26 protein-coding genes and 2 pseudogenes are annotated in these 26,396 nt (G+C 71.4%); 7 read left to right on the top strand and 21 right to left on the bottom strand.

Going from position 1 to position 26,396, the window contains the following annotated elements:
- The first annotated feature begins 110 nt into the window (after positions 1 to 110).
- The 3 genes from EDF47_RS05175 (at position 111) to EDF47_RS05165 (ending at position 3,556) form a co-directional block, all read left to right on the top strand.
- The gene (locus EDF47_RS05175; protein WP_123939344.1) at positions 111 to 1,475 is read left to right on the top strand and encodes an MFS transporter; all 1,365 of its coding nucleotides are present in this window, start codon (positions 111 to 113) and stop codon (positions 1,473 to 1,475) included.
- Between the two features lie 99 nt (positions 1,476 to 1,574).
- On the top strand, positions 1,575 to 2,408 hold the full coding sequence (locus EDF47_RS05170; protein ID WP_133937760.1) for a sugar phosphate isomerase/epimerase: 834 nt from the start codon (positions 1,575 to 1,577) through the stop codon (positions 2,406 to 2,408).
- Positions 2,405 to 3,556, top strand: a complete 1,152-nt coding sequence (locus EDF47_RS05165) for a Gfo/Idh/MocA family oxidoreductase (protein ID WP_123939342.1) — start codon at positions 2,405 to 2,407, stop codon at positions 3,554 to 3,556. The genes EDF47_RS05170 and EDF47_RS05165 overlap by 4 nt, the downstream gene beginning before the upstream one ends.
- A gap of 102 nt (positions 3,557 to 3,658) precedes the next feature.
- On the opposite strand, the pseudogene EDF47_RS20040 reads toward EDF47_RS05165, so the two are convergent.
- From EDF47_RS20040 to EDF47_RS05150, 4 genes and pseudogenes are all read right to left on the bottom strand, one after another.
- Positions 3,659 to 3,781: pseudogene (locus EDF47_RS20040) on the bottom strand (DivIVA domain-containing protein); the annotation flags it as partial.
- Between the two features lie 36 nt (positions 3,782 to 3,817).
- A pseudogene (locus EDF47_RS20035) lies at positions 3,818 to 3,913 on the bottom strand (DivIVA domain-containing protein); the annotation flags it as partial.
- A gap of 75 nt (positions 3,914 to 3,988) precedes the next feature.
- Positions 3,989 to 4,333, bottom strand: coding sequence for a hypothetical protein (locus tag EDF47_RS05155; protein ID WP_123939340.1), 345 nt, complete (start codon positions 4,331 to 4,333; stop codon positions 3,989 to 3,991).
- Positions 4,334 to 4,479: 146 nt separating this feature from the next.
- Positions 4,480 to 5,310 (bottom strand): alpha/beta hydrolase fold domain-containing protein, encoded by an 831-nt coding sequence (locus EDF47_RS05150; protein WP_133937758.1) that lies wholly within the window; start codon positions 5,308 to 5,310, stop codon positions 4,480 to 4,482.
- Positions 5,311 to 5,374: 64 nt separating this feature from the next.
- Here EDF47_RS05150 and EDF47_RS05145 point away from each other — a divergent pair, with 64 nt between their 5' ends.
- Positions 5,375 to 5,983: an LppP/LprE family lipoprotein gene (locus EDF47_RS05145; protein ID WP_166673186.1), complete on the top strand. Its 609-nt coding sequence runs from the start codon at positions 5,375 to 5,377 to the stop codon at positions 5,981 to 5,983.
- Here EDF47_RS05145 and EDF47_RS05140 read toward each other — a convergent pair.
- The gene (locus EDF47_RS05140; protein ID WP_133937754.1) at positions 5,974 to 6,639 is read right to left on the bottom strand and encodes a hypothetical protein; all 666 of its coding nucleotides are present in this window, start codon (positions 6,637 to 6,639) and stop codon (positions 5,974 to 5,976) included. The two genes, EDF47_RS05145 and EDF47_RS05140, sit on opposite strands and share 10 nt — an antisense overlap.
- On the bottom strand, positions 6,636 to 7,319 hold the full coding sequence (locus tag EDF47_RS05135) for a hypothetical protein (RefSeq protein ID WP_133937752.1): 684 nt from the start codon (positions 7,317 to 7,319) through the stop codon (positions 6,636 to 6,638). The genes EDF47_RS05140 and EDF47_RS05135 overlap by 4 nt, the downstream gene beginning before the upstream one ends.
- A 57-nt stretch (positions 7,320 to 7,376) precedes the next feature.
- Between EDF47_RS05135 and EDF47_RS05130 the strand changes: the two genes are divergently transcribed.
- Positions 7,377 to 8,408, top strand: a complete 1,032-nt coding sequence (locus EDF47_RS05130) for a putative sulfate exporter family transporter (RefSeq protein WP_133937750.1) — start codon at positions 7,377 to 7,379, stop codon at positions 8,406 to 8,408.
- Between the two features lie 20 nt (positions 8,409 to 8,428).
- Here EDF47_RS05130 and EDF47_RS05125 read toward each other — a convergent pair whose 3' ends face one another.
- Genes EDF47_RS05125 through EDF47_RS05080 form a run of 10 tightly spaced genes read right to left on the bottom strand, consistent with a single transcriptional unit; the run spans position 8,429 to position 19,621 of the window.
- Positions 8,429 to 9,247: a GntR family transcriptional regulator gene (locus tag EDF47_RS05125; protein WP_131846589.1), complete on the bottom strand. Its 819-nt coding sequence runs from the start codon at positions 9,245 to 9,247 to the stop codon at positions 8,429 to 8,431.
- On the bottom strand, positions 9,244 to 9,888 hold the full coding sequence (locus tag EDF47_RS05120) for a TetR-like C-terminal domain-containing protein (protein WP_133937748.1): 645 nt from the start codon (positions 9,886 to 9,888) through the stop codon (positions 9,244 to 9,246). The genes EDF47_RS05125 and EDF47_RS05120 overlap by 4 nt, the downstream gene beginning before the upstream one ends.
- Positions 9,885 to 10,508: an isochorismatase family protein gene (locus EDF47_RS05115; RefSeq protein ID WP_133937746.1), complete on the bottom strand. Its 624-nt coding sequence runs from the start codon at positions 10,506 to 10,508 to the stop codon at positions 9,885 to 9,887. Before EDF47_RS05115 ends, EDF47_RS05120 begins: the two co-directional genes overlap by 4 nt.
- 46 nt (positions 10,509 to 10,554) lie before the next feature.
- The gene (locus EDF47_RS05110) at positions 10,555 to 12,012 is read right to left on the bottom strand and encodes an MFS transporter (protein ID WP_165932389.1); all 1,458 of its coding nucleotides are present in this window, start codon (positions 12,010 to 12,012) and stop codon (positions 10,555 to 10,557) included.
- A 43-nt stretch (positions 12,013 to 12,055) separates the two neighbouring features.
- Positions 12,056 to 13,732, bottom strand: a complete 1,677-nt coding sequence (locus EDF47_RS05105; protein WP_133937744.1) for an amidase — start codon at positions 13,730 to 13,732, stop codon at positions 12,056 to 12,058.
- Complete coding sequence (locus EDF47_RS05100) at positions 13,729 to 14,640, bottom strand: carbon-nitrogen hydrolase family protein (protein WP_133937742.1); 912 nt, start codon at positions 14,638 to 14,640, stop codon at positions 13,729 to 13,731. Before EDF47_RS05100 ends, EDF47_RS05105 begins: the two co-directional genes overlap by 4 nt.
- Positions 14,637 to 15,737 (bottom strand): pyrimidine utilization protein A, encoded by a 1,101-nt coding sequence (gene rutA / locus EDF47_RS05095; RefSeq protein ID WP_133937740.1) that lies wholly within the window; start codon positions 15,735 to 15,737, stop codon positions 14,637 to 14,639. The genes EDF47_RS05100 and rutA overlap by 4 nt, the downstream gene beginning before the upstream one ends.
- Before the next feature lie 55 nt (positions 15,738 to 15,792).
- Positions 15,793 to 16,830, bottom strand: a complete 1,038-nt coding sequence (locus EDF47_RS05090) for an ABC transporter permease (RefSeq protein ID WP_133937739.1) — start codon at positions 16,828 to 16,830, stop codon at positions 15,793 to 15,795.
- Complete coding sequence (locus EDF47_RS05085; RefSeq protein ID WP_243834010.1) at positions 16,830 to 18,443, bottom strand: sugar ABC transporter ATP-binding protein; 1,614 nt, start codon at positions 18,441 to 18,443, stop codon at positions 16,830 to 16,832. The genes EDF47_RS05090 and EDF47_RS05085 overlap by 1 nt, the downstream gene beginning before the upstream one ends.
- Positions 18,440 to 19,621: a sugar ABC transporter substrate-binding protein gene (locus EDF47_RS05080; RefSeq protein WP_131921419.1), complete on the bottom strand. Its 1,182-nt coding sequence runs from the start codon at positions 19,619 to 19,621 to the stop codon at positions 18,440 to 18,442. The genes EDF47_RS05085 and EDF47_RS05080 overlap by 4 nt, the downstream gene beginning before the upstream one ends.
- A gap of 631 nt (positions 19,622 to 20,252) precedes the next feature.
- On the opposite strand from EDF47_RS05080, the gene EDF47_RS05075 reads away from it, so the two are divergent.
- Both EDF47_RS05075 and EDF47_RS05070 read left to right on the top strand, forming a co-directional pair.
- On the top strand, positions 20,253 to 20,768 hold the full coding sequence (locus EDF47_RS05075) for an NAD(P)H-dependent oxidoreductase (RefSeq protein WP_133937737.1): 516 nt from the start codon (positions 20,253 to 20,255) through the stop codon (positions 20,766 to 20,768).
- Positions 20,765 to 21,268, top strand: a complete 504-nt coding sequence (locus EDF47_RS05070; protein ID WP_123673676.1) for a flavin reductase family protein — start codon at positions 20,765 to 20,767, stop codon at positions 21,266 to 21,268. The genes EDF47_RS05075 and EDF47_RS05070 overlap by 4 nt, the downstream gene beginning before the upstream one ends.
- 120 nt (positions 21,269 to 21,388) lie before the next feature.
- Here the strand turns inward: EDF47_RS05070 and EDF47_RS05065 are convergent, their stop codons facing one another.
- From EDF47_RS05065 to EDF47_RS05045, 5 genes are all read right to left on the bottom strand, one after another.
- Positions 21,389 to 22,465, bottom strand: a complete 1,077-nt coding sequence (locus EDF47_RS05065; protein WP_133937735.1) for an ABC transporter permease — start codon at positions 22,463 to 22,465, stop codon at positions 21,389 to 21,391.
- Entirely contained in the window at positions 22,462 to 23,343 is an 882-nt protein-coding gene (locus tag EDF47_RS05060) for an ATP-binding cassette domain-containing protein (protein WP_123341174.1), read from the bottom strand. The genes EDF47_RS05065 and EDF47_RS05060 overlap by 4 nt, the downstream gene beginning before the upstream one ends.
- Positions 23,344 to 23,716: 373 nt before the next feature.
- Complete coding sequence (locus EDF47_RS05055) at positions 23,717 to 24,421, bottom strand: response regulator transcription factor (protein ID WP_123291748.1); 705 nt, start codon at positions 24,419 to 24,421, stop codon at positions 23,717 to 23,719.
- Positions 24,403 to 25,677: a sensor histidine kinase gene (locus tag EDF47_RS05050; RefSeq protein WP_243834009.1), complete on the bottom strand. Its 1,275-nt coding sequence runs from the start codon at positions 25,675 to 25,677 to the stop codon at positions 24,403 to 24,405. Before EDF47_RS05050 ends, EDF47_RS05055 begins: the two co-directional genes overlap by 19 nt.
- 10 nt (positions 25,678 to 25,687) lie before the next feature.
- Positions 25,688 to 26,362 (bottom strand): peroxiredoxin-like family protein, encoded by a 675-nt coding sequence (locus EDF47_RS05045; protein ID WP_131880360.1) that lies wholly within the window; start codon positions 26,360 to 26,362, stop codon positions 25,688 to 25,690.
- Positions 26,363 to 26,396: the final 34 nt, after the last annotated feature.

Genomic DNA, 26,396 nt, shown 5'->3' with positions numbered 1-26,396 from the left:
CAATCGGGCCAAAAACTTCCGGTCGGAGGTTTCCGGTGCTACAGTCCCGATCACCTAGCAGCACTAGGTATTCGAGGGCCCCGAAGCCCCCTATGACTCGAGGAGGAGTCATGTCGACACCGACGTCGAAGGAAGAACCCACCCGCGGCATCGCCGGGACCGCATCACCAGCGGTCACCGCAGCCGCCGGTGCCACCGCCTCGGACGCCGCGGCGCCCCGAGCGTTCTCGGTCGAGGGGATCACGCAGTCCGTCAGCACGATGCGTGTGGGCCGCGGCTACCTCTGGGGCCTCAGCTTCGCCCAGTTCGGCCTGTTCGTCGCCCTGCTCACGCCGGTCTTCGTGAGCATGTCGATCAAGGCGACCGAGCTCAACCCCACGAGCCCCGAGACCGTGGTCGGCTCCGTCCTGCCGTTCGGTGCCCTCGGCGCGCTGTTCGCCAACCCGCTGTTCGGTGCGATCTCCGACCGCACCCGCAGCCGGTGGGGACGCCGACGCCCGTGGATGCTCGGCGGCGTCATCGTCTTCGTCGGTTCGCTCGCCTGGCTCGCGTTCTCGCCGAACGTCCTGCAGCTCACGCTGGCCTGGGTCCTCGCGCAGGTCACGGCGAACGCCGTCCTCGCCACGCTGACCGCGAGCTTCGCGGACAACGTGCCGGAGTTCCAGCGCGGCAAGGCCTCGAGCGTCATCGCCCTCGCGCAGAACATCGCCATCCTCGCCGGCCTGTACCTGGCCGTGTACCTGGTCGGGAACCTGCCGGTCCTCTTCATCGCCCCCGGCGTCCTGGCGATCATCGCGATCCTCGTCTACTGCTTCGTGGCACGCGACGACCTGCCGACGACGCCGGTCAAGCCCTTCAGCTGGATCAACCTGATCAGCTCGTTCTGGACGAACCCGTTCAAGCACCGCGACTTCGGACTCGCCTGGTGGGGTCGCTTCCTCATCACCTTCGGCACGTTCATGTTCACGACGTACCGCCTGCTCTACATGCAGGACCGCATCGGTCTGCCGCAGGCCGAGGCCGTCGGGGTCGTCGCGTTCGGCGTCCTGCTCTACACGGTCGCCCTGCTCGTCAGCGCCGCCGTCTCCGGTTGGGTGTCGGACCGCGTCCAGCGCCGCAAGGTCTTCGTCTGGGGCTCCACCGCACTGACCGCGGTCGGCCTCGTGATCCTGGCCCACGTCGACACCGTCGGCGGCTTCTACTTCGCCGAGATCGTCCTCGGCTTCGCCTTCGGCATCTACGCCGCCATCGACACCGCCCTGATCGTCGACGTGCTGCCCGACCCGGAACGCCCCGGCAAGGACCTCGGCGTCATCAACATCGCGAACGCCCTGCCGCAGTCGCTCGCTCCGGCCGTCGGCCTGTTCCTGCTCGGCATCGGCGGTGGTCAGAACTACACGCTCATGCTCTGGGGTGCCGGCGTCGCCGTCATCCTCGGCGCCCTCGTGATCCTGCCGATCAAGTCGGTCCGGTAGGCAACGCACCAAACCAGCGGCCGGGAGGCGCGACTCGCGTCCGCAACGCGAGTCGCGCCTCCAGGCAGTCACCTGTACCACCCCCGGAAAGGACCCGACATGGCTCCCGCCATCTCCCTGCAGCTCTACACGGTGAACGCCGCGCTGGAGCCCGACCTCGACGGCGGCGTCCGCCGCCTGGCCGAGATCGGCTTCGACACCGTCGAAGCGTTCGCGTTCGTGGACCGAGCAGCGCAGCTCAAGTCCGCGTTCGACGCCCACGGCATCACCGCGAAGACCGGCCACGCGTTCCTGGTCGAGGAGACCATCCCGCTGCCCGACGGCACCGTGATGACCGCTCCGTCGCACGCCCACACCTTCGCCGCGGCGAAGGAACTCGGCCTCGAGATCGTCATCGACCCGTTCGTCGGGCCCGACGCGTGGACGACCCGCGAGGGCGTCGAGCGCGTCGCCGCACGGCTGAACGCCGCCGCCGTCGAGGCCGCCGAGCACGGTCTGCGCGTCGGCTACCACAACCACGACCACGAGCTCCGGCCGCAGATCGACGGCCAGCCTGCGCTGCAGGTGCTCGCGTCGCTGCTCGACCCGGCCGTGGTGCTCGAGCTCGACCTGTACTGGGCATCGGCTGCGGGCATCGACGTCGTCGCGTTCATCGAGGAGCTCGGTGACCGCATCGTCGCCGTGCACGTCAAGGACGGTCCGATGCGCGACGACATCTCCACCGCGACGATCCCCACCGACCAGACCCCGGCCGGCCAGGGCGACGTCCGGCTCGCCGAGGCCCTCCGTGCGGCGACGGCGCTCGAGTACGCCGTGATCGAGTTCGACGGGTTCGACGGGGACGTCTTCGACGGTGTGCAGCAGTCGTACGAGTGGCTCGCGGCGCAGCTCGCGCCGGCCGGTTCGTCGTCCGCATCGGAGGTGTCCGCATGACCCGCACCGGACGCGTCGGCATCGGCTTCATCGGCGCCGGCATGATCAGCGAGCAGTACCTGGCGAACCTCACGACGTTCCCCGACGTCGAGGTCGTCCGGATCGGTGACATCGACACGGAGCGCGCCGCGGCGTCGGCTTCGAAGTGGGGTGTCGCGGCCTCGGGCGACGGCGCATCCGTGCTCGCAGACCCCGACGTCGAGATCGTCATCAACCTGACGCTCCCCGCCACGCACGTCGCCGTCTCGATGGACGCACTGCGTGCCGGCAAGCACGTGTGGAGCGAGAAGCCGATCGGCGTGGACCGTGCCTCGGCCGCGTCGCTCGTCGAACTCGCCGACTCCCTCGGCCTGAAGCTCGGCATCGCGCCCGACACCGTGCTCGGCCCGGGGTGGCAGACCGCCAAGCGCGCTATCGAGGCCGGTGCGATCGGCACCCCGCTCACCGCGGTCACGAGCATGCAGTGGCAGGGGCCGGACGTGTTCCACCCGAACGCGTCGTTCCTCTACGCCAAGGGCGCGGGCCCGCTGTTCGACATCGGCCCGTACTACTTCACGGCGCTCGTGCACCTGCTCGGACCGATCGACTCCGTCGTCGCGACTGGGTCTCAGTCGCGGTCGACGCGGCAGCTGGTCGTCGGACCGAACGCGGGCGACTCGTTCCCCGTCGAGGTGCCGACCCACGTCTCCGTCCTGACCTCGTTCGAGCAGGGCGGCAACGCGCAGTCGCTGCTGTCGTTCGACACCCCGCTGTTCCGGCACGGCGTGTTCGAGGTCAACGGGACCGAGGGCACGATCGTCCTGCCCGACCCGAACACGTTCGGTGGCGGGCACCCGATCCGGATCGCGCGACCGCTGACCGCGGACGCGACGTTCCCCTTCTCGCAGGAGTGGGACGTGCTGCTCGACGAGGAGCCCACCGTCGGCCGTGGGCTCGGCGTGCTCGACATGGCGCGGGCCATCCGTGGTGGTGGCTCGCACATCGCGACCGGTGAGGTCGGGTACCACGTGCTCGACACCATGGTCGCGGTCGAGGAGTCCATCGCCGCCCGCTCGTTCATCGAGGTCGAGTCGACCGTCGCGCCGATCGCGTCGCTGCCCGAGGACTTCGACCCGCTCGCGGCGACGCTGGAGGGCGCGCAGGTCTGAGGGCTGGATCGACTGCCGGGATCGACCCGGAACGACATCCCCGTTGTCGCACGACGACGGGGATGTCGTTCTGCGTCGGTGTCGGTCTCAGCGCACCGCGTGTTGGCGGAGGGCGATGACGACCTCGTCGAGGAAGTCGTCGACCTGGTCCTGGTCGTAGCCCTCGCGGAACTTCGTGGGCTGGAACCGGGCGGCGGACACCTGCTCCGGTGTGAGCGGATCCACCGGCCGCCCCTGCTCGTACCCGGCGAGGGTGGTCTGGATCCGGTCGAGGAACGCATCGACCTCGCCCTGGTCGTAGCCCTCCCGCCACTTCGTCGGTCGGAACCGCTTGTCGGACACGTCCTTCGCGAGCATCTGCTCCCCCTTCTGCATGCCCGTCATGCTCTCACGGGCCTGCGAACGGGCAGGGGCAGCGGCGGTACTGGCAGCTCAGCGCTGTGGGAGCCGGCGGCCGAACACGGCGTCGAGGAACCGCGCGAAGCGGGACTCTGACGGCGGCGCGGTCGGGACCGCGCGCGTCGGCGACCGGAACGCCAGGTCGTGCAGCATGTTCCGCTTCGAGCCGTCCCAGTTCGCGAACAGGTAGGTGCCGCCGATGAACGACATGCTCCGGACCGGTGTGCGCTTCCAGGAGTCGGCAGCCACGTAGTAGCCGGTGTGGCCGGAGCGGATGTGCTGGATCACGGTGTCGACGTCGATGACGCTGGTGGTCGTCACGACGGCGGTGATGCCCGTGCGGTCACGGGCGACGTACTCGATGAGGTGTTCGGTCACAGTAGGACTCTTCGTCACAGAGGCGGGACGCCACGACGGTGAACGTGGCGAAGGGTGTTCGGAACCGCCGTTGCTTCCGACAGCAGAATACGTCCGGTTCGTCGTGGCGTCACCGGAATGTCCGACGGTCGCACACGCTCGAACGTTCAGACGGGCCGACGGACCATCCACGAAGCGATCAGGTCGACGGCAGCCGCGAAGTCGATGCTGTCCGGTCGGTTGAGGAAGGCGTGCCGGCTGTCGGGCAGGACGTGACGTTCGAGATCGACCCCCGCGGCACCGAGTTGCCGTGCGAACCGGTCGCCGGATGCGCGCATCGTGTCCCGCTCGGCGTCGAGCATCAGGGCGCGCGGGAACGTGCTGAGGTCCTCCGGTGCCGGGAACGCTCCGGCGCCGAGCGGCCCGGCGTAGGTGCGGTTCGCGGCGTCGAGCAACAGTGGAGCGTGCGTGATCCGCCGGTGCCCGCGCACGAGACGCTGCACCGCTGGGTCGCAGGGGATCCGCGCGTGGAAGAACCCGTACGCGAGCACGGCGCCGGCCAGCGCGGGTCCGGACGGGATCGCGGTGGTGGCGAGGCACGCTCCAGCGCTCGCGCCACCCAGCACCAGACCGGCCGGACACTCCTCTGCGAGCGAGTGGAGCACCGCCACGACCTCGTCCCGCGCGTGCGGTGCACGTCGGCGTGCTCGTGGACCCGTCCGCCCGATCCAGGGCATGCCGGGCAGCGGACCGAGGCGGTAGTCGACGGTGACCACCGGGATGCAGCGGGCGCTGAGTGCCCGGGCCACAGCGTCCGACTCAGGCAGGTCCAGGTCGCCCCGGAAGAACCCACCCCCGTGCAGCCAGACCAGGGTCGAAGCGGCTGCGGGTTCCTGCGGGCGGTAGCGCCGGATCGGGACCGGTCCGTGCGGGCCGGGGAGCACGTCGTCCATGACGTCGACCGTCCCCACCGACGCCCCGATGCCCTCTCCCCGCATGCCAGCAGACTACGGGCCGGTAACGATGCGAGCGCCGACACCGCCGCCGGTGCACCGTGGAGTGGTGCGCACCTCGAAGACTGCTCTGTTCCTGACCGGCGCGGCCGTGGCCGCCCTGCTGACCGGCTGCTCCGGTGGCGGGGACGGTGGCGACGCGACCCCGACCGTCACCGAGACCGTGACCGCGGCGCCGACGGACACGGCAGCCACCCCGACGCCGACGAGCACGCCGACACCGACGCCGACCCCCACCCCGACCTGTGGTCCCGCGACCGGCTCCGAGGCAGCAGCCGCCGGGATCGCTGCGCTGCCGTCACCCGCCGGCCTCGAGGACACCAAGTGGGACGCCGCGAACGCCGACTACACCGGCTACGACGCCTGCGCCTCACTGTCCTGGTCCGTCGTCGCGCCCGAGTTCGGCACCGCTGGCTCGCCGTACGCGATCCTGCTCTTCCACCAGGGCCGGTACCTCGGCACCGCGACCTCCGAGCAGTACGCGTTCGAGCCGGTCGTCGAACGATTGGCCGACGCCTCGATCAAGGTCACCTACACGTACGCGAAGGAGAACGAGGCGAACGCTGACGCCTCCGGTCGCACCACCGCGACGTACATCTGGAACGACGGCACCGAGCGCGTCGACATGACCGGCGAGGTCCCGCCCGCTCAGGGCTGATCGGCGGCAGCACCCCGACCGCCGAGCTCGCGCTGCAGTGAGCGGAGGACCCGAACGATCGTCGCGAGTTTGTCCGGGCCGCCCTCGAACCCGCGTCCGAGCGCTGGTCGTGGCTCCACCACGACGTCCTCGCCGACCGTCGTGCTGATCCAGACGCCGAAGTCGACCCGTTGTCCGCGTGCGTCCTTCGTGGCCACGGAGAACTTCCGGATGTGGGTCCAGGGCAGGTCGAACACCGGCTCCGCCCGCGACGGCGCCCACGCGTGCAGACCGGACGCGTCGACGGTCCAGATCTCGGGTCGGGGGCCCGGCAGGTTGTCGGTTGCCCGAAACCCCGACGCGGAGACCGGCAGGTGGAACCGGGGCGTGTGGCGTTCCCGGATCCGTGCCAGGGTGCGGCGATCGGTCCGACCGGCGCTCCAGGTCACCACCGCCAGCAGCAGGCCGAACCCGGCGACGAACAGCGGCCACAGGACGAAGTTGGCCTGTGTGCGGGCGCTGTCGAGACCGCGCAGGAAATCCGGCGACGCGAACTCGGCGACGAGCACGCCGAGCCCCGCGGCCGTCGTCACCGCGGCCACGAGCAGGACCGGCCCCCGCTTCGGCATCTCGCCGTCACGCAGCCGCTGCACCCACTGCTCGTCGGGTGTCGTCATCGATCGGCCGGGGCTCGACCGGAGCGCCCGGTGTCGTGGCGCGGATCGAACTCCCGCCGCAGCGACCGGAGCACCTGCATCAGGATGTGGATCTTCGTCACGCTCGCGCCGAACGGCCGCCCGATGACTGCGCGCGGCAGCAGCACGAACCGGCCCACCGCCTCGGTGACGATCCAGATCCCGGTGTCGGTGCGTTGTCCGCGGACGTCCGTCGAGGCCAGCTCGATCGTCCTGACGTCGTCCCACACCAGGTCGAACACGGGATCGTCGCGCTCGGGGGACCACGCGTGGAGGCCCGCCGCGTCGACCGTCCACAGCTCCGGCCTCGGGTCCGGGAAGTCGTCGGCGGCGTACGGGCCCGTGCGGAGGACGGGCAGGTGGAAGCGCGTCGTGGTCCCGTTCCGGCGGATCCGGTCCAGCACCACGCGGTCGCGCCGCCCGCGCAACCAGGACAGCACAGCGGCCACGGGCCCGAACCCGAGCAGCAGCACCGAGAACAGCGGGACGGCGAAGGGGCGTCGGGCGTCCGAGTGCAGGATGCCGTCGAGGTGGGTCGCCGAGAAGTACACCCCGATCCCGCCGGCCACCGTGACGATCGTGAGGCCGACCAGGAACGGCCACCGCTTCGGGGTCTCCCCGTCGCGCAGCCGCTGCACCCACCGCTCGCCCGAGTACTCCACCGCACCATCCTGCCCGGCTGGACCGCACGACGGCCGCGAGCACGAGATGCTGTTCCCATGCAGTTCGCCCGCACCGCCGCACCCGGTGTCGCCCTCGCCGTCGCGATCGGCCTCGTCGCGACCCTGATCGGATCGGTCGTCCCGGTCGTGGGCGGACCCGTCCCCGCCGTCCTGATCGGCGCGGTGCTCGGTTGGCTCGTCCGTCGGCGCACCGGCGGCACCCTCGCCGTGCTCGCTCCCGGCGTGAAGTTCTCGTCGAGCCGTGTGCTGCAGTTCGCGGTGGTGCTGCTCGGCGCGCAGCTGTCGATCGGCGAGGTCCTGCGCATCGGCGGCGAGACCCTGCCGGTCATGCTGACGACCCTCGTGGTGTGCCTCGGTGCCGCCTGGGGGATCGGCCGGCTGCTGCGGGTGTCGAGCGCCCTCCGCACCCTGATCGGCGTGGGGACCGGCATCTGCGGGGCGTCCGCGATCGCGGCCGTCACGCCCGTCATCGGTGCGGTCAGCGCGGACGTCGCCTACGCGATGTCGACGATCTTCCTCTGCAACATCGCCGCGGTGTTCGCCTTCCCCCTGCTCGGCCACGCCCTCGGCCTCAGCCAGCACGCCTTCGGCGTGTTCGCGGGCACTGCGGTGAACGACACGTCGTCCGTCGTCGCCACCGCGACGGTCTACGGTCGCCAGGCGACCGACACGGCGGTCGTCGTGAAGCTGGTGCGGACCCTGATGATCATCCCGATCGTCATCGGGCTGGCCGGACTGGAGGCCCGACGCGCCTCCCGCGAGCAGCTCGCGCCCGACACGGGGTCGCGCAGCGGGTTCCGCCTGTTCCGGTTGGTCCCGTGGTTCCTGATCGGGTTCCTCGTGGTGGTGCTGCTCCGGACCGTCGGGGTGCTGCCGGCTGACGCTGCACCGGGGTTCTCGACCGCGGCGTCGTTCCTCATCACGGTGGCCCTGGCGGCGATCGGGTGCTCGACGGACTTCGCGGCGCTGCGACGTGCCGGCTTCCGTCCGATGCTGCTCGGCATCGCGCTCTGGGTGCTCGTGGCGGGCACGAGCCTCGGCGCGCAGGCGGTCTTCGGCCTGCTGTAGGACGCGGAGCCGCGCCGGGGTCAGATGATCCGCGAGTCGATCACCGCCCGGTCGCCGCGGTACCGCGAGAACCCGTACTCGACGGGCGTCCCGTCCGCCAGGCACATCAGCCGCTCGATGTGGAAGATCGCCTGCCCGGGGTCGATGTCGAGCAGGTCGGCCGTCCACTGGTCGGCGTTCACGGTGCTCAGCAGCAAGCGTCGAGCCTCCGGACGCGCACCGGCCTTCCGGACCAGCACGTCCGGCACGTACTCGGTGAGCGGTTCGGCGACCAGGTCGGGGAAGCGCTCGTGCGGGACCCAGCTCGTCCGGACCCGGCTCGGTTCGCCGTCGAACGAGATGAGGCTCTCGACGAAGAACGCGCTGCTGCCGGTCATCTGCAGGTTGCGTCGGACGGTCTCCGGCGCGGTCACCTGCTGCACGCACAGGTGCACGATGCTGAGCCGGGGTGACTCGAACACGCTGCCGCCGGCCGTCTCGCCGTAGATCGTGACCTCGTCGGACGTGCGGGCCAGGCTCACCGAGGCGACGGGCCGGACACCGAACGTGCCGGATCGCGGTGCACGGGTGAGCAGTCGCTGTTCCTTGAGCAAGGTCAGCGCAGCCCGCAGGACGTTCCGCGTCGTGCCGTACAGGTCGAGCAACTCCCACTCGTACGGCAGCGGGCCGGTGAACCGGCCGGCGACGATGTCGGCCCGGATCAGATCGGAGACCTGGCGCGCTGCGTCGGAGCGTCGGTTGAACCCGATCCAGTGCCCCGGCGCCGACGGGGTCGTCCCGACGCCCATGTCGGTCCAGGCCGCGGTCGGGGCGAACTCCTCCGGCACGATCCCCGTCACGAGGCCACCCCCACCGTCGAGACGTCGCCGGTCCAGCCGGCCCAGCGCAGGAACTCCCGGGCCAGGCGCACCGGGTAGTCGGGCGCCTGGATGTCGAGTGAGACGAACACGCGTCGGTAGAACGTCGGTCCGCCGAGCAGGTCGACGGCGATGCCGAGGTCGACGTCCGGACGCAGGTCGCCGGCGTCCATCGCCCGCTGCAGCATCGCGTTCACCCGCAGCCGCCGGTCCAGGTGCCACTCGGTGACGGCTTCGGCGACGCGCGGCTCGTGCGACGCGGTCTCCACGATGAGCGGGAGTGCGCGGCCGACCGGCGTCGCGACCAGGGCGTGCACCCACCCTCGGGTGAGCCCGAGGACCCCCTCGGCGATCGGGGCGTCCTGGATCGTGGGGATGTGCTCCTCCATCAACCGGATGACGGTCTCGGTGAGCAGCACCTCCTTGCTCGACCACCGCCGGTAGATCGTCGCCGCCCCCACCCCGGCCGCGTCGGCGACGGCCCGGATCGTGAACGCGCGCGGGTCGCCCTCGGCCAGGATCTCCACGCACGCCGTGTAGACGGCCTCGCCGACGGCGGCGCTCCGGGGCCGACCGCGGGCCGGCGCCTCGGTGCCCGTCGCGGTGCTCGTCGCGGGGCTCATACCGCGTCCCAGTGCTCGAGGACCCGGTCCATGCTCCAGACCTCGCCGATCTTGGCGGCGATGTCGAACAGGTTCGCCTCGTGCACGCTCGGCAACCGGTCGCCCACCGCCTCGCGCACGACGATCGGGACGAACCCGTGCTGCATGGCGTCCGTGGCTGTCGCGCGGATGCACCCGCTCGTCGACAGCCCCGCGATGAACAGGGTGTCCACACCGCGGGCGACGAGGTCGGCAGCCAGCGAGGTGCCGAAGAACGCACTCGGGTACTGCTTGGGCACCAGGGTGTCCCCGTCCTGGGGCTCGAGCCCGTCGACGAACGCCCCCGTGGACGCCCCCGGCAGGTACGCGGCGAGCGCCGGCACCTTGCGGAAGAACACCCCGGCGTTCGACCCGTCGGCGGACAGCGCCATGGTGGTGATCGCCACGTGCACCCCGGCGGCGCGGGCAGCGGTCGTGAGCTCCCGCATCCGCTCGACGGGTTCCTCGACCCCGGCGTAGAGCCCGCAGTCGGGGTCGACGTAGGCGCGGACCGGGTCGACGACGACGAGCGCAGCGCGTCGTCCTGGCTGCAGCGCGCCGGTGAACCCGGACGCCGCGTAGTCCTGGTGGTCGTCGGTCATGGGGTCCTGCTTCCGTCGTGGGTGGTCGTTGCCAGGGTGGGGACGGTCACGTGGACGCCCCCGGCTCGGGGACCGGACCCGACCTGTCGGGCCGGAGTGGTGCCTCCCGGTCGGGTGGTCCGAACGGACCGAACGCGACGATGAGCGCACCGAGGGCCGCGCAGCCGGCGAAGGTGAGCGCTGCGGCGCGGACGCCGTCGACGAACACCTGGACGTCGCCGGCCGGCAGGCCGAGCAGGCTGCCGTCGTAGGCGGCTGCCGCCTGGGAGGCGGACAGGCCGCCCGTCGCGATCGCGAGTCCGAGGGCCGTCGAGAACAGGAAGCCGGCGTTCTGCAGGGCGGAGCGGATGGCGTTGGCGATGCCGCGTCGGTGTTCCGGGACCCGGGTCATCAGTGCGGACGTGCTCGGCGTCATGAACACGCCCGTCCCGACCCCGACCGCGCCGAGGCCCGTGGCGGTGACGACGTAGGCGCTGCCGTCGGCGAGGGAGACCGCGAGCACCGCGGCGCCGAGGGCGATGAGGAGCATGCCGATGGTCGACAGGGTCCTGGCGGCCACGCGACGGGCGAGGAACCCCGCGGTCACGGCGGCGACGGTCGTGCCGATCGGGGTCGGGAGCACCCAGAGGGCGGCCTCGACGGCGTCCTTGCCGTCGACGGCCTGGAACGACAGGGACGCCAGCAGCACCAGTGCGTAGCTGGACAGGGCGCAGAGCCCGGCTGCGGAGAACAGGGTGATGGTGGCGCGGTCGCGGAAGATCGCCGGGTCGACCAGGGGGTGCGCGACCCGGCGCTGGGTCCACACGAACACGCCGCCGAGGACGACCGCGCCCGAGGCCATCGCCACGACGGGCACGGCCGACCAGCCGATCGACCCACCCATCGAGACGGCACCGACGAGCAGGCCGACGGCCGCGACCGACAGGATCGACCCCGGCACGTCGAGGCGCTCGCCGGAACGGGGGCGGGTGCTGTGCGGGATCAACCGGAGCGACCAGACGAGTCCGGCGAGCGAGATCGGCACGCCGGCGAGGAAGATCCAGCGCCACCCGAAGGACTCGGCGACCAGCCCGCCCACGACCGGGCCGATGACCTGCCCCACCGCGGCGACGGTGGCGTTCAGGCCGAGGCCGAGCGACAGGATCGACTCCGGGAAGACGTCGGTGAGCAGTGCGGTCGTGTTCGTGACGATGGCGGCCGCACCCACGCCCTGCACGAGCCGGGCACCGAGCAGGACGGCGGCGTCCGGGGCGAACCCGCACGCGAGCGAGGCGAGCAGGAAGACGAGGATGCCGGCGATGTACAGGCGGCGCCGACCGACGAGGTCGGCGATCCGTCCGAAGACCAGGATCAGGGTGGTCGTGGTGAGCATGTAGCTCAGGAGCACCCAGCTGGACTGCACCGCGCTGGCGTCGAGGTCGCGGCTGACGTCGGGGAGCGCGACGAGCAGGGCGCTCGAGGAGATGAAGACGAGGACGACGCTCAGGCTCGAGGCGCAGAGCACCTGCCAGGCGCGTCGGCGGGCGGCGCCCTCGTCGATGGTGCGGCTACTGATCGGTCGGCCCTCGCACGGCGGACGACGGCGGCACCAGGCGGTGGTGCGTCGTGACCCGCTGGAAGGCGGCGGCCGCGGACAGCACCAGGCGGTCGTCCCACGGCCGCGCGACGAGCTGCACGCCGACGGGCAGACCGTCGGGCGCGGTGCCCGCCGGCATCATCAGTGCCGGGAACCCCACGTAGTCGAACAGGCGGGTGTTCCGGGGGATGACGTCGTGCAGGTTGAACTGCTCGCCGTCGACGGACATCGTCAGGTCGTCGAGTCGCGGAGCGGTGGCCCCGATGCCGGGGGTGAGCACCACGTCCACGCCGGCCTCGTCCATCCGGGCGACCATCGCGGCCTGCACGAGCGGGCGGCGGCGGAGCGCCCGGAGGTAGTCCGCCGCGGTCGGGAGGAACGACACGTCGAAGCGCGCTCGGGTCCCGGCGTCGAACAGGTCGGCCGTGGCGGCGTTGGCCTCCTGGTTCGCGGCGAGTTCGCCGTAGAAGACGGTCCAGCACTCCGCGTCGATCGACTCGAGGTCGTCGAACTCGATCGGCACGAGGGTCGCCCCGAGGTCGCGGAACTGCTCGGTCGCGGCGGCGTGGGCGTCGAGCACCGCGGTGTCGACGCGTTCGGTGAACCAGCCGCGCGGCACCCCGATGCGGAGCCCCTCGACCCGTTCCGGTTCCGCCTCGATGAGCGGGACGGCGGTGAACGTCGTCGGGTCCTCGCCGTCGGACCCGGCGATGACCGCCAGGACGAGCGCGAGGTCCTCGGCGGAGCGGGCCATCGGTCCGACGTGGTCGAGGGTCCACGACAGGCTCGCGACCCCGGTGCGCGGCACGAGGCCGTAGGTCGGCTTGATCCCGGTGGTGCCGCAGAGTGCGGACGGCACGCGGATCGACCCGCCGGTGTCCGATCCGAGCGCCAACGGGACGATCCGGGCGGCGAGCGCCGAACCCGACCCGGTCGACGAGCCACCGGTCCAGCGCTCGGGGTCCCAGGGGTTCCGCACGGCACCGTAGCGGGCGTTGTGCGGCCCCCCGCAGGCGAACTCCGTCGTGGCCGCCGTGAACACGGGGATCGCGCCGGCTGCACGGAGTCGGGCCACGACGGTCGCGTCGGCCGGGGCCACACGGTCGCCGGTCTGGAGCGAGCCGCTCGTGACGATCGTCGCCGCGACGTCGATGATGTCCTTCACTGCGAACGGGATGCCCTCGAGCGGCCGGGCCTCGTCGTCCGCCCAGCGGCGGGTGGACTCGGCGGCGGCTGCCTCGGCTCCGTCCACCAGGCGCAGGACCGCGTCCGACCAGACGTCGTCGCTCGTCCAGTGCGGAGCGAGTGCGGCCAGGACGGCGGACGGGGTGGTGGTGCCGGAACGGTAGGCGTCGAGGAGCTCGACGACCGTGGCAGCGGCGGGGTCGGCGGCGGCGGGGCGGGACGCCGACGGCGCGTCTGCGGGCCGGGCCGGGGTCGTGTCGGCGCCCGTGCCCGGTGTCGCCGCCACGGCCGGCGCCGCGTCGATCGCTGCGCCCAGGAGCCGACCGAACAGCTGCGCACTGTGTGCCGGTTCCGCGCGCAGCGCCGACGGGGCTGCCGGCAACGGGTTCGCGCGGCTGACGGCCAGCGCCCGGTCGAGCTGCGGGGCGATGGTGCCGCGGACCACGGCGGCGACGTCCGTCACGCGGGGACCGCCGCCGGTGCGTGGGCGTCGGCGAGGTACCGGAACACCCCGGGCTGGCGGTCGCGTCCGAGCGGGAAGTCGTGGCGTGCCGCGGCGACCTCGCCGACGTCGACGGTGGCCCGGATGATCGGCCCCGCCTGGTGGGCCGGTGCCGAGACGACCAGGTCGCCCCGCGGTGAGACGACCGACGACCGACCGAAGTAGCTCACGGTCTTGCCGTCGACGGTCTCCTCGCCACCGCGGTTCGGGGCGACGATCCACGTCTGCGTCTCGAGCGCGCGGACCTGCAGTTCCTGGGTGAACAGGGTCTCGCGGAAGCCCATCGACGACACGAGCACGAGCATCACCTCGGCACCGGCGGCCCGCGATGCGAGCCAGTACTCCGGGAAGCTCCGGTCGTAGCAGATGAGCATCCCGAAGCGGGTGCCGAGCGCGTCGAACACGACCGGCCCGGAGCCGGCGGCGAAGTAGTGCTTCTCGTCGACGTCGGAGATCGCGTTGGTCGGGATCGAGGTCTTGCGGTACGACGCCACCTGCTCGCCGTGCACGTCGGTGCCGTGCACGAGCGTGCCGTCGGCGTCGATGAGCACGGCGCTGTTGTACTGCGCGTCGCCCGCGTCCTCGTACAGGCCGAAGGCGACGGCGGTGCCCAGACGCTTCGCCGCGGCGGCGAACCGTGCGGTCGCGGGACCGGGGACGGGCTGCGCCCAGGCCTTGCGGCTGTCGTTGACCACGCCGCAGAAGTAGGGCGTGGTGCAGAGCTCGGGGAACACGACGAGGTCGGCGCCCTCGGCCGCCTGTTCGAACAGGGCGATGAGTTCGTCGAGCGCGGCGTCGCCGTCGGCCGGGGTCTGTCCGGCCTGGACGACGGCCACCTGGATGACCGGTCGGCTCGCTGCGGAGTTCATGCGGTGACCGAGCTCGGAGCAACGGACTCCACGCCCTCGCGGGTGCGCATCAGCGGCTGGATGCGGGTGCCGAAGTCGTCCATGCCCTGCAGGAAGTCGTCGAACACGACCATGATGCCCTTCGTGCCCTCGACGACGGCGGCCTCGTCGAGCATCGCAGCGACCTGCTCGTACGAGCCGACGAGCGTGCCCATGTTCATGTTCACGGCGCCTTCGGGCAGGGAGATCCGCTTGGCGGTGTTGCCCTCCTCGCCCTCGGTGTCGGTGAGTGCCTGGCCCGTCATCCACGAGATCGCCTCGACGTCGACGCCGTCGTTGTAGAGCGCCCACTTGGCCTGGGCGGCCTCCTCGGTCTCGTCGGCGATGATCATGAACAGCACGTACGAGCCGACGTCGCGACCGGTCTTCGCCCGCGCCTCGATGAGGGCCTTGTTCTGGTCGGCGTAGGCGGTCGGGGTGTTCACGCCGACGCCCATCGAGAAGTTGTAGTCGGAGTACTGGGCGGCGAACGCCATGCCCTGGGACGACTGGCCGGCCGAGACGATCGGGATGTGTCCGGTCGGCTTCGGCAGCATCTTGCAGTCGTTCATCGTGAAGTAGTCGCCTTTGAAGTCGGACTCGCCGTGCTCCCACAGCTCCTTCATGACCTGCATGTACTCGGTCTGGTAGGCGTAGCGGCGCTTGAAGTGCACGTCGTCGCCGGGCCACAGACCCATCTGGTCGTACTCGGCCTTCTGCCACCCCGCGACGAGGTTCAGGCCGAAGCGACCGTGCGAGATCGAGTCGACCGTCGCCGCCATGCGCGCCGCGATCGCCGGGGGGATCGTCAGGACCGCGGTGGTGGCGAACAGGCGGATCCGCTCGGTGCGGGCGGCGAGACCGGCCATCAGCGTGAACGACTCGAGGTTCTCGTCCCAGAACCCGCTCGGGCCGCCGTACCCGTGCAGCTTGATCATCGACAGCGCGAAGTCGAAGCCGTACGCCTCGGCCTTCTGCACGATCTCGAGGTTCAGGTCGAAGGACGGCTTGTACTGGGGCGACGTGGTGGAGATGAGCCAGCCGTTGCTGCCGATCGGGATGAAGACTCCGATGTCCATGGGGGACTCGCTTTCTGTGGTGGGTGTCGAGCAGGGAAGGGGAGGACGAGGTGGGTCAGGAACGCTTCGCGGCGGCCTTGGCGGCGGTCGCGACGGAGTGCCGCCGGATGGTCTGCGACACGGCGACGGCGACGATCAGGGCGCCGCCGTAGAACAGCTGCTGGACGAAGTTGTCCGCGCCGAGCATCTGCAGGCCGACGACCCCGGAGAACAGGAAGTACACGGCGATGAAGGTGCCGATCGCGTTGAACCGGCCGGGGATGATGGCGGTCGCGCCGAGGTAGCAGGCGGCGAACGCGGGGAGCAGGAACGACTGTCCGCTCGACGGGTCCGCGCCGCCGAGCGTGCCGGCGTAGACGACCCCGGCGACCGCGGCGGTGAGGCCGGCGCCGACGAACGCACCGACCCGGAGCCGTCGCACGTTCAGCCCGGACAGTTCGGCGACGGTGCGACCGGTGCCGACGAACAGCAGCCGTCGGCCGACCGGGGTGGCGCTCAGCACGACCAGGACGACGACGGTGGCGATCAGGCCGTACACGAACGCCAGCGGCAGGCCGGCGAGCCCGCGCCACCCGACCGTGGCCTGCACGAGCGCGGGGTCGATGCCCGTCACCGACGACGAGGCGCTCATCCACTGGATGATCCCGATCATGAACGTCGAGGTGCCCAGCGTGACGATGAACGAGTCGATGCGGAACCCGACGGTGAGCAGGCCGTTGACGAGCCCGACCACGACGCCGATGACGAGACCGGCGGCGATCGCGGGCGCGAGCGGGACGTCCATCTTCGCGTTGAGCACGGCGATGGTCATGGCGGAGAGCGACATCGTCGAGGCGCCGGACAGGTCGAACTCGCCCGCGGTCAGCGGGAAGAGGAACCCGAGCGCCAGGATGAGCAGGACCGACTGGGACCCGAGGATGTTCTGCAGGTTGCCGAGGGTCGGGTAGGTGTCGGGCAGCGCGATGCTGAACGCGATGACGATGACGAGCCAGGCACCGAGCAGGGCGTACCGCTCGGTGTGCCCCCACGAGAAGCGCGGGCGGGTCGGACGGACGATCGAGGTCTCGAGGACGGGGTCGGCGGTGGTGGACATCAGGCGTTCTCCTTGACGAGGGAGGGAACAGCAGCAGGGGACGGAGCAGCGGCGGACGGAGCAGCGGGTTCGGCCGCGTCGACGAGGCTGGCCACGACCGCGGCCGCGATGACGTCGCGGTCGACGCGCTCGTCGGTCAGCACGTCGTGCACGCGGCCGTGGGCGAGGACGACGACGCGGTCGCACAGCTGCGCGAGCTGGTCGTAGTCGGTGGACGCGCAGACGATGGCGACGCCCTGCTCCGCACTCCGGCGGAGCATCGAGAAGATCGCCGCGCGGGCGCCGACGTCGATGCCCTGGGTCGGTTCCTGCAGCAGCACGAGCCGGGGGTCGTCCTGCATCCACTTCGCCAGGACGGCCTTCTGCTGGTTGCCGCCGGACAGCGTGCCGAACAGGGCGGACGGGTCGGCGGGTCGGACGTCGTAGTCACGGACCAATCCCGCGACGTGTGACCGTTCCCGTGCGGGGGAGAGGCCGAGCAGTCCTCGGAGCTTTCCGAGGACGGGGAGCGTGACGTTCTGCTCGACGGACAGGGTGAGCGCCCCGCCCTCGCGCTTGCGGTCGGCGGGGACGTACACGACACGGCGGGCGATCGAGGAACCGGGCGACACCCGGGTCAGGTCGATCGGGGCGGCCTGCACCCCGTCGTCCCGCACGGTGAGCGATCCGGTCGCGGGTCGTGCGCCGTACAGGCCGGGCAGCACGTCCTCGACCCCGGAGCCGGCGAGGCCCGTGATGCCGACGACCTCGCCGTCGGCGACGTCGAACGACAGGCCGTCGACGACACCGACCCGGAGGTCGCGGACCGCCACGACGGCGTCACCGGTGGTCGCCGGCCGAGGGGTCCTGGCGGCGGCGCCGTCGAGCCCGCGCCCGACGATGAGCGCGACGAGTTCGTCGGCCGTCGTCGTGGCGGTGTCACGGTGCGCCTGGACCCGGCCGGCCCGCAGGACGGTGACCCGGTCGGCGTGCTCGAGGACCTCCGACATGTCGTGCGACACCAGCAGTGCCGAGGTGCGGCCGTCCGCCACCAGGTCCTTGACGACCCGGAACAGCAGGTCGGCGTCCTCCTTCGGCAGGAACACCGTCGGTTCGTCGAGCACGATGAGCGCGCGGTCGTCACCGAGTTCGGCGACGGCCCGCAGGATCGCGACGAGCGCCTTCTGGGTGTCGGAGAGCTCGTCGATCCGTGCGCGGGGGTCGATGTCGACCCCGTACCGCGCGAACAGCTCGGCGGCGGCGCGGTGCTCGGCGCCCCAGCGGACGAAGGGGCCCCGGCCGGCCACGACGGTCGCGAGCCGCAGGTTCTCGGTCACGCCCAGGGACGGGACGAGCGCGAGGTCCTGGTGGACGAAGCTGATCCCGACGCGGCGGAAGTACCCGGGCGGCACCGGCAGTGGCAGTCGGGCGCCACGGACCTCGATCGTCGCTCCCGGCTCCGGCGCGTAGGTGCCGGACAGGATCTTGATGAGGGTCGACTTGCCGGAGCCGTTCTCGCCGAGGAGCGCGTGGACCTGGCCCGGCAGGACCTCGAGGTCGACGTCGTCGAGTGCGGTCAGTCCGCCGAAGCGCTTCGTGAGTCCGCTGATCCGCAGCACCGGCACGGCGGTCACTCGGCCGCGCCCCAGATGGCCTCGTACCCGGTCTTGTACGCGTCGCCGTAGCCCTTGCTCGGCGCCGGCGGGGTGCCGGTCTCGTCGACGTTGTCCTTCGTGAAGACCTTGAGCGGGGTCTTCTCGTCGCCGTCCTCGATGATCGGGGTGTCGGTCAGGACACGGCCGGCCTGGTCGAGCGTGGCGTACGCGAGCCACTCCATGTTCTCGCCGATGTCCATCGTGAGGACGCTGCCGTCCTGCAGGATCTTCAGCACGGCGGGGGTGCCGTTGTACGACGAGGTGAACACCTGGCCGGTCTTGCCCGCCGCGGTCACGCCGGCCTCGACGTAGAGGGTCATCGAGTCGTAGACCGGCAGCACGTAGTCGAGGTTCGGGTTGGACTGCACGGCGGACTGCACGGTCGACGAGATCTTCGTCGCCCAGTCGGCGACCGGCACGTTCGTCACCTTGACGCTGCAGCCGTCGCACTGCGCCTCGAACTCGTCCTGCATCGCCTTGACGATGCCGTCGGACGGGGGGACCTCGGAGGACGTGATGATCAGGACGTCGCCCTGGCCCTTCGTCTCCTTGATGGCCCAGTCGGCGTTGAGCTTCGCGGCCTCGTGGAACGGGGCGGTCACCTGCGCGGCGACGAGGTCCTGCAGCTGGTCCGGCAGCGCCTCGCCGGTCTGGTAGGTGTGGCTGATCAGCACGGGGATCCCCGCGGCCTTCGCACGCTTCAGTGCCGGGACGATGAGCTCACCGTTGACGCCCTGCGCCAGCACGATGATGTCGGCGCCGCGGCTGATCGCCTGGTCGATGCCGGCGGAGTGCTCGGTGGGCGTGCCCTGGTTCGTGTACTCGATCCACTTCGCGCCGTACTGCTCGGCGACCTTCTCGCCGGCCTCGTCGACCGCGGTGATGAAGGGGACGGCGGACGAGTTCGGGATGTTGAAGATCGTCTTGCCGGCGATCCCCGACATGTCGAAGGGCTCGCCCTCGAAGGTGAACTCGGGGTCGACGCTGGCCGCCTTGATCTGGCTCGTGGCGTGCTCGACCCCGGCGGTGTCGTCGCCGGAGGTCGTCGACGCGGTCGAGGTGGCCGAGCAGGCGGACAGGAACAGCACGCCGGAGAGTGCGGCGGCGAGGAGCGCGGGGCGGGAGAGACGCGTTCGGGACGGTGCGGGGGACGACATCGGTCGGGGACCTCCTGGACGGGTGGAGCAGGGAAGGTGCGGGGAAGCTGCAGCGGGTACGACGAACACCCCGCGGCGCGGGGTGGCGTGTGCAGGGAGCCGGGAGACGTTCACCGGCGGCGGGGCGTCGGGGTGACGCCGGCCGCTGCAGTGGGGCTGATGCGAATGTAACGGCAGCGGGGAGCCAGCAGGCGGTCGCCCGGTAACGGTCCTGTTAGGCGTTTGTTTCGCTGGTGTTAGGCCACCCGCCGCGATGGTGCGCGCGGGGCGTCCGCCGCGTGGTTCCGCGGGGGACGACTGCGCCACCGAGGCCCGTGCACGCGCGGATCCGGGCGGTGACGGGGCGGCGACGGCGGGGCGAAACACGCCGGACGCATCCGAGGCGACTTCCGGCAACGGCGCTCTCACAATTCGGTGCGACGGCCGCGCACGGCGGCTGGCGGAATGCCCGGGGCCCCCGGACGCACAGCCCGGCTGACCGGGACATTCCGGCGTTGCCGGTCCGGGGGTCGCTGGCGTAACCCAGCCGATACGGATCCGGCACGGCGGCGAAACGAACGAGCGGTGGACTGCACCAACGACCCGCAGCACCAACGACCGCAGCACCAACCACCACGACAGGAGCACCCCGATGATCACCACCGTCGTCGCCGGCAACCCCAAGCCGGCCTCACGGACGCTCGACGCCGCGACGGTCGTGCTCGAACGCCTCACCGGTCGCGCCCCCGACCACGTCGTCGACGTCATCGACCTCGGCGCCGGCCTGCTCGGCTGGGGCGACACAGCGGTGTCCGACGCCGTCCGGACCGTCGCCGGCTCCGACCTCGTGGTCGTCGCGTCGCCGACGTTCAAGGCGACCTACACCGGCGTGCTCAAGCTGTTCCTCGACCAGTTCGGCACCGGAGACGGGCTCGCCGGCGTCGTCGCGGTACCGCTCATGCTCGGTGCCGGCCCGGCCCACGCGCTCGCCCCGGAGGTCTTCCTCAAACCGGTGCTGGTCGAACTCGGCGCGACCGTCCCCGCCCCCGCCCTGTACCTGAACGACAAGCAGTACTCGGAACCCGCATCGACCGACGGCTGGCTCGCCCGCTGGCGGGACGTCGTCCTCGGTGCGACCGCCAGCCACCAGGAAGGAACCGCGTCATGATCAGCCCCTACTCCACCGAGGCCCCTGACCTCTCCGCGCTCAAGCAGGCGTTCTCGGGTTTCCCGTGCGGTGTCGCCGCACTGTCCGCCGTCGTGGACGGCGAACCGACCGTGCTCGTCGCGTCGTCGTTCACCGTCGGGGTCTCGCAGGACCCACCGCTGGTGATGTTCGCCGTGCAGCACACCTCGACCACGTGGCCGGTGCTCCGCGACGCCGGCACGATCGGCGTCTCGATCCTCGGCGAGGGGCACGCGCAGGTCACGCGGCAGCTCGCCTCACGCGACAAGTCGGTCCGGTTCGTCGGGGTCGACACGACGGTCGCCGACACGGGAGCGGTCTTCCTGCAGGGGGCCCCGATCTGGCTGGAGTGCTCGGTCGAGCACACCTACCCGGCCGGCGACCACGACATCGTCGTGCTCCGCGTGCTCGGACTCATGTCCGACTTCGCGCACAGCCCGCTGGTCTGGCACCGGTCCGCCTTCGCGACGCTGAGCGCCTGACCGGCGCTGCGTGCCGGACCGACGCTGCGTGCCGGGCCGGCACCGGGCAACGGACAGGAGGCCCGGATCACGTGAGCCGACCTGCTCACGTGATCCGGGCCTCCCGTCCACACCGCGGCGTCAGCCGCGCAGCGCCTCCGTCAGCTTCACGCGACTGCCCGTCCGCAGCAGCGCGTTCTCGTAGACGCGGGCGCCCACCAGCACGACCACGATCACCGCGGCGACCACGATCAGGAGCGACAGGATCGGCTCCCACCACTCGGCCGTGCCGAGGAAGATCCGCATCGGCATGCCGATCGGTGCACTGAACGGCACGTACGACATGATGCCGAGCACCGTCGGGTTGTTGTACGCGACGATGATCAGGATGTACGGGATCATCACGAGCATCATCACCGGCGTGGTGACGCTGCCGACGTCCTCCTGACGCGACACCAGCACGGCCGCCGCGGCGAACAGCGACGCGATGAGCACGAAGCCGACGGCGAAGAACCCGACGAACCACAGGATGCTCGGGCCGAGCATCGAGAACATGTTGTCCTGCCCGGTGACCGCCAGGGTGACGACGGCGGCGATGGCCACGGCGACGATCTGCGCGAACGCCATCACGCTGTTGCCGAGGACCTTGCCGGCGAGCAGCGCCCTGGCCGAGATCGCGGACATCAGGATCTCCACGACCCTGGTCGACTTCTCCTCGACCACGCTCTGCGCGATCGACTGGCCGAAGGTCACGGCCGAGGCGAAGTACACGACGCCGAACGCGATGGCGATGAGGTAGACGAGTCCGCCGGGCAGCGCGTCCGGGTCGAGCAGTTCGATCCGCGGTGTGACGCTCAGCGCGGCGACGACGTCAGTCGGGGCTTCGTCGAGGCCGACGACCTTGTAGCCGAGCGGGTCGTCGGACGGCACGATCGCCGCGTCGACGTCGCCGTTCTGCACGAGTCGTTCGGCGTCCGCCACCGAGGTGGAGTCCGTGACGTCGAGGCCCGCGGTGGTGGGCAGCGAGACGCCGTCGACCACGGCGACCGGCGTGGTGTCGTCGGCGGTGGCCTTGCCGACGATGCCGCCGACGACGATGGACGCGACGACCATGCCGATCAGGATGAGGGCGGAGACCACGAAGGCCTTGCTGCGGATGCGTGCCTGGATCTCGCGTGCGGAGACGAGCCGCACGGCCTGCACGAAGGAGTCGTTCATCGGATGACCTCCCGGAAGACCTCGCTGAGCCGCGGGACCCGCGGGGCGAACGAGCCGACGGTGCCCTGCTGGACGGCCCGCTGCAGGACGTGTTGGGCGGTGGACGGGTCGGCCTCGAAGACGGCGTAGCCGCCGTCGAACTCGCGGACCGTCACACCGGGCTCGTCGCGGAGCCAGGCGACGTCGCCGTCGACCAGCAGCTCCCAGGCGGCGGGCCCGGCCTGCTTGCGGAGTTCGTCCTGCGGGCCGGCGGCACGGATGGTGCCGCCCGCGATCACGACGACGTCGTCGCAGAGCCGTTCGACGACGTCGAGCTGGTGGCTCGAGAACAGCACCGGGACCCCGCGCGCCGCGGTCTCGCGCAGGACGCCCAGCACCGTGTCGACGGCCATCGGGTCGAGGCCCGAGAACGGCTCGTCGAGCACCAGCACCTCGGGGTCGTGGGCCAGGGCCGCGGCGATCTGCACCCGCTGCTGGTTGCCGAGCGACAGCTTCTCGACGGCGTCGTCGGCGTGGCCGGTCAGCTCGAGTCGTTCGAGCAGCTCGGTGGTCCGCGTGGTCGCCGCGCGCTTGTCGACGCCGTGCAACCGGGCCATGTAGGTGATCTGCTCGGCCACCGGCATCTTCGGGTACAGCCCGCGTTCCTCGGGCATGTAGCCGAAGCGGCGGCGGTCGGCGGGCCGGACCGCGGTGCCGTCGATCGAGACGGATCCCGCGTCGGCCTGCAGCACGCCGAGCATGATGCGCATGGTGGTCGTCTTGCCGGCGCCGTTGCCGCCGACGAACCCGGTGAGGCGGCCGTTGCCGACCGTGAACCCCACGTCGTCGAGCACCCGGCGGTCGCCGAAGTGCTTGGTCACCCCTTCGATGGTGAGCATGTCGTACCCCTCTCGCGACGGCCTGCGCCGCCTGCGTCGACGCTATTGGCCGGGAGGCACGGGGCGCCTCCGCCATCCGGCGGGACTTGGGTGGGTGGTCGGCTCCACCGCGCGGGGGAGGGGGCGGGTGGGCTGCGTCGTCCCGCGGTGCCGTGGTGTGGCTCGGTGCGGTGCGGTGCGGTGCGGTGCGGTGCGGTGCGGCGCGGTGCCGGATGCATGTGCATCTTCCGACGTTCCACGCGTCGAACGACTCACGTTCTGTCGGAACATGCACCCGCACGCAATGCGTGTGCATCTTCCGACGTTCCACGCGTCGAACGTCTCGTGGAACGTCGGACTTCGCGGCGGCGGCCGGTCGGCGAGTCGGCCTCGGTCAGCCGGCGACGCCGTGCTCGAACGCCCAGACGACGGCCTGGATGCGGTCGCGCAGCGCGAGCTTCTGCAGCACGTTCGACACGTGGGTCTTCACGGTGGCGTCACCGACGTACAGCTCGGCGGCGATCTCGGCGTTGCTGAGGCCCCGGGCGAGCAGCCGGAGCACCTCGGTCTCGCGCTCGGTGAGTCCGGCGGCTGCCAGCGCGCCGTCCGCGGTCCGCGCGCTCGCCACCGGTGCGGCGGTCGCACGGCTGATCACCCGGCGCGTGACGTCGGGCGCGAGCAGGGCGTCCCCGGCGGCGACGGTCCGGACGGCGTCGATCAGCCGTTCGGGGGAGGCGTTCTTCAGCAGGAAGCCGCTGGCACCCGCCTCGAGTGCCTGGAACAGTGCGTCGTCGCTGTCGAACGTCGTCAGGATGAGCACCGCCGGCGGGTCCGGCAACGCTGCGATCCGCCGAGCGGCCTCGAGTCCGTCGACGCCGGGCATCTGCACGTCGAGGCAGACCACGTCGGGGCGCAGGGCCCGGACGGCCTCGACCGCACGGGCACCGTCGGGGGCCTCGCCGATCACCCGGAACCCCGGCTCGGACTCCAGGATCACGCGGAACCCGGCCCGCACCAGCTCCTGATCGTCTGCGAGCACGATCGTCAGGTCGGTCGCGCCGTTCGGGTCGTTCGTCTCGTTCACGTCGTCGGCAGCCATGCCCGCACCAGGTAGCCTCCCCGGGCGCGTGGCCCGATCTCGATCCGTCCGTCCACGGCTGCGACCCGCTCCCGCATGCCGATGTGCCCGAGGCCGCTGCCCGACGGGTTCCGCGCAGCACGGTCACCGTGCCCGTCGTCGGTGACCTCGACCTCGAGCCCGTCGTCGAGGTACCTGAGCCGGACGTCGGCGCGGGCGGTGGGCCCAGCGTGCTTCAGGACGTTCGTCACGGCCTCCTGCACGATCCGGTACGCGACGGCGGCGACCGTCGGCGGCACGGGACGCTCGTTGCCCACGACCACGTACTCGGTCGGGTGACCGGCGACCCGAGCGGACTCGGCGACCTCGACGATGCGTGCGATGCCCTCGGTGCTCGGAGCGTCCCCGACACCGCGGTCATCCGTGCCGGGTTCGTCCGCCGACCGCAGGGTGCCGAGCATCCGCCGGAGTTCCTCGACAGCCGTGCGCGCGCTCTCCTCCACCACGCCGAGCGATGCCGTCGCCTGCTCGGGATCACGGTCGATGACCCGTCGGGCAGCGCCGGCCTGCACGCCCATCAGGGACACGTGGTGCGCGACGACGTCGTGCAGTTCACGGGCGATCCGGACCCGCTCGATCGTCACGGCCTGGGCAGCGCTGCGCTCCCGTTCGGCTGCCAGCTCCGCGGTGCGCTCGTCGAGCTGGTGTCGGGCGACGGCCGAGGCCCACGCCCGGTTGCCCGCGTACCAGGCAGCGCCGAAGTAGACGACGTTGATCACGATGTTCAGCAGCGAGTAGGCGATGTACGGCGGGATGAGCGAACCCTCGTCGTTCGGCAGTGCGTTCGGCACCGCCCACCCGAACGAGATCGCGAGGAACAGCCACGCGAACATCCCGCCGATGACGACCCACCGGACCGCCTCGGCACGGACCCGGTCGGAGCACCACGCGCCGACCGAGTACAGCGAGATGAACAGGGTGAAGTTCACGACGAACAGCTCGGGGACGTGCAACAGCTGGGTGGCTGCGAACGCCAGCGCGGACACCACGGCGGCCGACATCGGGAACCGGCGGCGGAACGCGATCGGGACCGCGTTCGCGACGATCATCAGCGCGGAGACCCACCAGGCCGCCTGGTCGTCGCCGTAGATGCCGGACGCCCCGTACAGGACTGTGGTGATCGTCAGGCCGGCGGCGAGCACCAGGGCGAGCACGGCGTCCTGCCGGTGCTCGCGGCGCCCCACGGGCAGCCGTGACCACTCCGCCGTCGTCCCCATGCAGCAAACGCTAGCGGGTGCCGCCCCCGTCCAGGCCGTCGAGGGTCGCGAGGACCGTCGCGACCTCGGTGCGCGTCGTGTAGTCGACGTGCACGTCCGCGAACCGGACCACACCGTGCTCGTCGATGACGAAGACCGACGGGAACGGGATCGCGGCGGTTCCGTCGGCGTTGCTGTCGGCGACGTCGAACCCGAGCTCCGTGTGGGCTGCTCGTGCCTCGGCGCTCGGCGCCGTGACGACGCCGAACCGACCGGCGAGCACGTTCTCCGGGTCGGACAGGACCGGGAACGCCAGCTCGCCGTTCGCGATCGACTGCTCGGTGCCCTCGGGTGTCTGCGGCGAGACGGCGACGAGGCGTGCCCCGCGTCCCTGCAGCGCGGGGAGCAACTCCTGCTGGTAGGTGCGGAGCGTGAGGTTGCAGTACGGGCACCAGGCGCCGCGGTAGAACACGAGCACGGTCGGCGTGTCACCACGCGCGGCGCCCAGCGACGTGGCGGCGCCGGTCGCGTCCAGCAGTGGAGCGTCCGGCGCGTCGTCCCCGACGGCGAGGACGCCGTCCGGGACACCGTCGGTACGCAGGTCGGCCTGTTCCCGGTCGAACACGGCGCTGAGGTCGGGGCCGATCTGCGCGGTGAAGCCGGCGTTGAACTCGTCGACTCGACGAGCGATGGTGTCGTGGGGCATCGGGTACTCCGTGGTCGTGGTCGGCCGGGTCGCC

This window comes from Curtobacterium sp. PhB190 (assembly GCF_004365385.1).
Taxonomy (GTDB): domain Bacteria; phylum Actinomycetota; class Actinomycetes; order Actinomycetales; family Microbacteriaceae; genus Curtobacterium.
This window is presented reverse-complemented; position numbering and strand designations above follow the sequence as displayed.

Excerpts from the sequence above, each read along its gene's own strand:
- EDF47_RS05175 (WP_123939344.1), top strand. The coding sequence starts at position 111 with ATGTCGACACCGACGTCGAAGGAAGAACCCACCCGCGGCATCGCCGGG.
- EDF47_RS05170 (WP_133937760.1), top strand. The coding sequence starts at position 1,575 with ATGGCTCCCGCCATCTCCCTGCAGCTCTACACGGTGAACGCCGCGCTG.
- EDF47_RS05165 (WP_123939342.1), top strand. The coding sequence starts at position 2,405 with ATGACCCGCACCGGACGCGTCGGCATCGGCTTCATCGGCGCCGGCATG.
- EDF47_RS05150 (WP_133937758.1), bottom strand. The coding sequence starts at position 5,310 with ATGCGGGGAGAGGGCATCGGGGCGTCGGTGGGGACGGTCGACGTCATG.
- EDF47_RS05140 (WP_133937754.1), bottom strand. The coding sequence starts at position 6,639 with ATGACGACACCCGACGAGCAGTGGGTGCAGCGGCTGCGTGACGGCGAG.
- EDF47_RS05130 (WP_133937750.1), top strand. The coding sequence starts at position 7,377 with ATGCAGTTCGCCCGCACCGCCGCACCCGGTGTCGCCCTCGCCGTCGCG.
- EDF47_RS05120 (WP_133937748.1), bottom strand. The coding sequence starts at position 9,888 with ATGAGCCCCGCGACGAGCACCGCGACGGGCACCGAGGCGCCGGCCCGC.
- EDF47_RS05115 (WP_133937746.1), bottom strand. The coding sequence starts at position 10,508 with ATGACCGACGACCACCAGGACTACGCGGCGTCCGGGTTCACCGGCGCG.
- EDF47_RS05100 (WP_133937742.1), bottom strand. The coding sequence starts at position 14,640 with ATGAACTCCGCAGCGAGCCGACCGGTCATCCAGGTGGCCGTCGTCCAG.
- rutA (WP_133937740.1), bottom strand. The coding sequence starts at position 15,737 with ATGGACATCGGAGTCTTCATCCCGATCGGCAGCAACGGCTGGCTCATC.
- EDF47_RS05090 (WP_133937739.1), bottom strand. The coding sequence starts at position 16,830 with ATGTCCACCACCGCCGACCCCGTCCTCGAGACCTCGATCGTCCGTCCG.
- EDF47_RS05080 (WP_131921419.1), bottom strand. The coding sequence starts at position 19,621 with ATGTCGTCCCCCGCACCGTCCCGAACGCGTCTCTCCCGCCCCGCGCTC.
- EDF47_RS05075 (WP_133937737.1), top strand. The coding sequence starts at position 20,253 with ATGATCACCACCGTCGTCGCCGGCAACCCCAAGCCGGCCTCACGGACG.
- EDF47_RS05070 (WP_123673676.1), top strand. The coding sequence starts at position 20,765 with ATGATCAGCCCCTACTCCACCGAGGCCCCTGACCTCTCCGCGCTCAAG.
- EDF47_RS05065 (WP_133937735.1), bottom strand. The coding sequence starts at position 22,465 with ATGAACGACTCCTTCGTGCAGGCCGTGCGGCTCGTCTCCGCACGCGAG.
- EDF47_RS05060 (WP_123341174.1), bottom strand. The coding sequence starts at position 23,343 with ATGCTCACCATCGAAGGGGTGACCAAGCACTTCGGCGACCGCCGGGTG.
- EDF47_RS05055 (WP_123291748.1), bottom strand. The coding sequence starts at position 24,421 with ATGGCTGCCGACGACGTGAACGAGACGAACGACCCGAACGGCGCGACC.
- EDF47_RS05050 (WP_243834009.1), bottom strand. The coding sequence starts at position 25,677 with ATGGGGACGACGGCGGAGTGGTCACGGCTGCCCGTGGGGCGCCGCGAG.
- EDF47_RS05045 (WP_131880360.1), bottom strand. The coding sequence starts at position 26,362 with ATGCCCCACGACACCATCGCTCGTCGAGTCGACGAGTTCAACGCCGGC.